This window comes from Lentzea sp. NPDC059081, assembly GCF_042738015.1.
Classification (GTDB): domain Bacteria; phylum Actinomycetota; class Actinomycetes; order Mycobacteriales; family Pseudonocardiaceae; genus Lentzea.
Genome location: NZ_JBHYGW010000012.1, coordinates 241,920 through 246,954 on the forward strand (window position 1 = coordinate 241,920; position 5,035 = coordinate 246,954).

The 5,035-nt window shown below is 72.0% G+C and carries 3 protein-coding genes; 1 reads left to right on the forward strand and 2 read right to left on the reverse strand.

The window, feature by feature from the left end:
• Positions 1 to 138 precede the first annotated feature (138 nt).
• Positions 139 to 1,731, reverse strand: coding sequence for a class I adenylate-forming enzyme family protein (locus ACFWV3_RS26240; protein ID WP_382414645.1), 1,593 nt, complete (start codon positions 1,729 to 1,731; stop codon positions 139 to 141).
• A gap of 21 nt (positions 1,732 to 1,752) precedes the next feature.
• A complete protein-coding gene (locus ACFWV3_RS26245; protein ID WP_382414647.1) occupies positions 1,753 to 4,278 on the reverse strand; it encodes a BTAD domain-containing putative transcriptional regulator in 2,526 nt (841 codons plus the stop codon).
• A gap of 328 nt (positions 4,279 to 4,606) precedes the next feature.
• Here ACFWV3_RS26245 and ACFWV3_RS26250 point away from each other — a divergent pair.
• Positions 4,607 to 5,035, forward strand: a 429-nt coding sequence (locus ACFWV3_RS26250; protein WP_382414648.1) for a cupin domain-containing protein, incomplete at its 3' end; no start/stop codon positions are given.

Below are 5,035 nucleotides of genomic sequence, written 5' to 3' on the forward strand. Positions count from 1 at the left end.
CTTCTCTTTTCTGGGTTTTTTGTGTGGGGTTGTTTTGGTTGTGGCTTTTTTTTCTTCTCCCCCTTTTTCCCCCCCCCTTCCTGTCCGGACGGTCGAGACACCGGGTCGAACGCTCTTGCACCGCCGGGAGGAAAGCGGTCAGGCCGGGCCTGCGGCCTGCGCCTCGCGGTGCTGCAGAACGGTCCGCAGCTCGGGTCGCAGGACCTTGCCCGTGGGGGTCCTCGGGATGCGGTCGAGTGCGATGAACCGCTCGGGCACCACCGCCTCGGAGAAGAGCTGCCGCAGTGCTTTCGCGATCTGCGGGACGTCGTCGCCGGTCGTGACCACCGCGGCCACGATCCGCTCGCCAGCGAAGCGGTCGGGCAGCGCGACGCACGCCGCGTCGCGGACCTGCGGCAGAGCGCGCAGCGCGCGGTCCATCTCGTCGAGCGACACCGTCTCCCCGGCGACCTTGGCGATGTTCTTCACCCGTCCGGTGAGGACGAGGAAGTCCCTACCGCCCGCCTCCACGAGGAAACCGAGGTCCTGCGAGTGGAACCAGCCGCCGCGGAACGCCTCGCCCGTGGCGTCGTCGTTGCCCAGGTACCGGGACATGACGTTGAGACCGCGCATGCACACCTCGCCGACCTGTCCCGGCGGCAGACGGCGCCCGGACTCGTCGAGCACGGCCACCTCGTTACCGGGCACGGCCACGCCCACGGACGGGATTTCGGCGTTCAGCAACAGGTCGCGATAGGTGGAGCGGCAGAGGTCGAGCGGCAGCGTCGTGGAGAAGTTCGTCGTCTCCGAGAGCCCGTAGCCCTGCACGACGCGTGTCCCCAGGCGGTCGGTGACGGCCCGGGCCGTGGCGGAGGTCAACGGCGCCGCGGCGGAGAGGAAGTAGCGGAAGCCGGAGGGCAGGCTGCGCCGTCCCCACACCTCCAGCACCGTCTCCAGCACGCTCGGCACGACGCTCGCGAGGTGCGGGCGGTAGCGCTCGACCATGCCGGGGTAGGTCAGCGGTGAGAACGAGTCCGCGAGGACGAGCTGGGCCCCGGCCATCAGGGTGCCGAGGACGCTGAAGTGCAGGCCGTTGACGTGGTGCACGGGCAGGCAGCCGAGCACCCGGCTGCCCGAGGTGAGCCGGTGGTGGCGGCGCACGGCCTCGGCGTTCGCGGTGGCGTTCAGCCGGGACTGGGCGACCAGCTTGGACGCCGCGGTGGAGCCCGAGGTGGCGAAGTAGAGCGCGTCCAGGGAGGGGTCGACGCGGGGGTCGGTCCAGCCCGTGGCGCGGTCGTCGTGCCGGATCTCCCGCCAGTCGTGCAGGCCGAAGGCGTCCGCTCCCACCAGCGGCTCCGACCCCGCTGGGTGCAGCACGGCGACGGCGCCGGCGGCCGCGATCTGCTGCGAGGTCCGCTCCGGTGGATCGGCCGGACCGAGCATCAGGAGCCGGTGCCCGGCACGCAACGCGCCGAGGACCGTCACCACCGACGGGACGTCGTTGACCGGTGCGAGCGCGAGCGTCACCGGCCGGGTGCCGAACTCCGCGGCCAGCCGGGCGGCGACGGCGCGGGTGGCTCGGTCGGCCTCGGCGAACGTCAGCACGGTCTCCTCACCGGAGCGCGCCACCGAGGTGAGCCACGGCCGGTGGCCCCGGACGCGGCTGAAGTGCGAGAGCGCCGCGACCGGTGACGGCCAGCGGGGGACGAAGGGCTCCGGCGGGGTGTGGACGGCCCTCGCGTGCTCGGTCATGGTGGTCTCCTCCGTCTGTCGTCACCGGTGTGCGGCGTCGAGGACCCTGGGCATTCCCTTGAGCAGATCTCCCTTGCGGGAACGAACGTCGTCGGGCACCCGCCCCCGCGTCACCTCGCGCAGCCGGGGGTCCGCGAAGGAGTACCGGACGGCCGCGCCGGAGGAGTCGCCGGTCGCGCGCAGCACGCCGCGCTGGGCGAGCACGCGCAGCCAGCGACCGGTCTGCCGCGATCGCGCGTCGCTCGCCAGGACGGCCACGGCGCGCTCGGTGAAGTCGCCGTCGACGAGCGAGGCGTCGTACAGGACGGCCCTCGCCTCCGGCGGCAGGGTGTCGAGTAGGCACTCCAGCCGTGACCGCACCGCGTAGGGGATGCGGGTGAGACCGGGGCGCGCCGGCACCGCGTCGGGCGAGGTGGCGAGCATGCGGCCGTACTCGACCGCGAACAGCGGGTTGCCGCCGAGCTCGGCCGCGAACGGCAGAAGGTGCTCCGGGCAGTGGTGCGGCGCGCCCCCGGCCCGCGTCCCGGACGTCGAGAGGTACGACTGCCACAGCAGCGTGGCGATCGCGTCGTCGGGGAGCGGGTGCAGGCACAGCGAGCTGCTGCGCGCCATCCCGCTGCTCCAGAACGGGTGCTGGGTCAGCAGGTCCGGCCGTGCGCTCGCCACGACCAGCAGCGGCACCCCGCCGGAGTACCTGAGCAGGTGGTCCAGGAAGGCGGGCACCAGGTCGCCGGCGACGTGCACGTCGTCGACCAGGAGCACCAGCGGCTTGGCGCGCGCCAGTGCCTCGAAGAACTGGGTGAGTGCGTCGAACGACTCCGCGGTCACCGGCACGGGGGCGTCGTCCAGGCCGAGCAGGCCGTCCACGTGGGCGAGCATCCACGGGGCCCGGTGGCTGTCCACCAGGCGGGAGATCAGCTCGGTCAGCCGGGCGGCGACCACGTGGGCGGGCTCGTCCGCGTGGATGCCCGCGGCGGCCCTCACCAGCGAGGCCAGCCCGGACGCGGTGTCGGAGCCCCGGGAGGGCGCCACCGCGAGCAGCGTGACGTCGCGCAGGCCCCGCGCCCACTCCCGCAGCAGCCTGCTCCGCCCGGCTCCGTCCTCCCCGAACACCGTGAGCAGGTGCGGCTGCCGGAAGTCTCGTGCCGACTCGAGTTCCCGGTCGAGGGCGCGCAGCTCGTGGTCGCGGCACAGGAACGGCGGTGGCTCCGGCCCCTCCGGCGTGCGCAGCGCCTCGGTCGTGGTGGTGCACACCTCGATCGGCCCCGCCGCCGGGTCCGCCAGCAGCTGCCGGCAGCGCGCGGCGAGGTCCGCGGAGATCCACGGACTCGAGCCCCTGCAGGTTTCCCGGCGCAGGTGCACCTCGCCGGCCACCACGGCGACGCGCACCTCGAACGGCAGCCATCCGCCGTCCGGGCGCTCCAGACCCGACACCGGGCTGAAGCGGGCGTTGATCGACCGCGCCAGCCGGACCGCCCGGCTCGACGCGGCGCTGTCCACGGCGTCGAGCTCGGAGGTCACGAGCCAGAGGGGCACGTCCGGTTCGGAGCCGGCGAGCGCGTCGGAGTCCACGACGGCGTGGGTCCACCGCGCGCCGGCCTCCTCCGCGACGGTCGCGCAGATCCGGTCGCGCAGGAACGCGAAGTCCTCCCCGGTCAGCGCCCGGCCGAACGCGGGCTTGGCCGACACCAGCAGTGCCGTCGTCCACCGCATCTCGTCCACGGCGACCGGCTCGGCGGTGGCCCGCGTCGTGGTGCCCGCCTTGACCGGGGCGCCCGCCGGCGCGGCCATCAGCGAGGCGTCGTGGTTGAGGATCGCGAGCTCCAGCTCCTGCAGCTCCGGGCTCGGGTCGAGGCCGAGCTGGTCGACCAGGGCCTCGCGGGTCCTGCGGTAGACGGCCAGCGCGTCCGCCTGCCGCCCGCGTTGGTAGAGCAGGCGCATCAGTTTGGCGCACAGCCCTTCCCGCAGGGGCTCCTGCTCGGCCAGCGCCTCGAGCTCTCCCGTCAGCTCCATGAACCGGCCCAGCTGGAAGTCGGCCTCGATCCGGTCCTCCAGGGCGTTCAGCCTGGCGTTGCGCAGGATCGTGGCCTCCGGCCAGTCGATCCCCTGCTCGGCCAGGTCGGGCAGCAGCGGTCCGTGCCACAGCTCGAGGGCCTCGCGCAGGCGGACCGAGGCCGACTCCCACTCGCCGGCGGCCAGCGCCTGGTGCCCCTGCGTCGCCAGCTGCTGGAACCGCACGACGTCGATCGTCTCCGGCTGCACCTGGAGGCGGTATCCGGGAGCGCGGGTGAGCAGCTGCGGCCGTTCTCCGGCGGGGTCGCCCATCTCGAGGAGCCGGCGGAGCCCGGACACCGCGTTGTGCAGCATCTTGCGCGCGGACGCCGGCACCTCGTCCGGCCACAGCGCCTGGAGCATCTGGCGGGTCGGTACCACGGAGTTGTGGTGCAGCAGCAGGAGCGACAGGGCGAGCCGTTGCTGGACACCCCCCACGGCGATCGGTCGGCCATCAGCCGCGACCTCGAGCGACCCGAGGAGAGAGAACTGCACGGCGAACCACCTCGCAGAGAGAACCGAAGACTGATGCGACGCTGACTGTTCTCCCCGGCGCTACCGTTTTCTGACCGTGCCGATACCGCCGCCGACCAGCGCGGTTACCGCGCGAGGTGCCGGCGGTGGGCGGCCGGTGCCGCGCCGCGGCGGATTCCGCCCTCCGGTTCCGCGATCCCGCTCGGAGCAAGCCGCTCGGTCAGCGCACCTGATTACCCTGCGATTCCTCCTGGATGGGCGGGCGTGATTGCCGCCCGCGTCGAGACGACGCTAGCGTCGAAAATCGCGAACCATTCGAGCCTTTTCCGCTCTCCTTGGAGGACTTGTCGTGTCGAGTTTCTTTGATCCGGAAAAGCACATCAAGCCCATCGGGAAGACGCCGGACGCCAAGCTCCTCGCTCCGGACGGCAGCATTTTGATGGGCATCATGGGCGTTGCCGGAGTGGCCGAGGTGATCGACTCCGACATGGAGATCGGCATCGACCGGTTGTGCATGGAACAGGGGTCCCAATTCGACCTGCACACGCATCCCGGCGCCCACATCCTCTACGTCCTCAAATCACGCGGATACATCCACGTCGACGGAATCGACTACGAGATCGGTGAGGGCGACACCATTTACGTCCCGGCCGCTTACGCGCACGGGGTCAAGACGAACCCGAAGGTGTCCGTTCCGTTCGAGCTGCTGTCCTTCGGCGTTCCCCACATGCCGATCAGCTCGGTGGACCGCATGGCGTTCGTCGGGGAGCCGCAGGGC

Coding starts and splice junctions, on each gene's coding strand:
- ACFWV3_RS26240 (WP_382414645.1), bottom strand. CDS start 1,731: ATGACCGAGCACGCGAGGGCCGTCCACACCCCGCCGGAGCCCTTCGTC.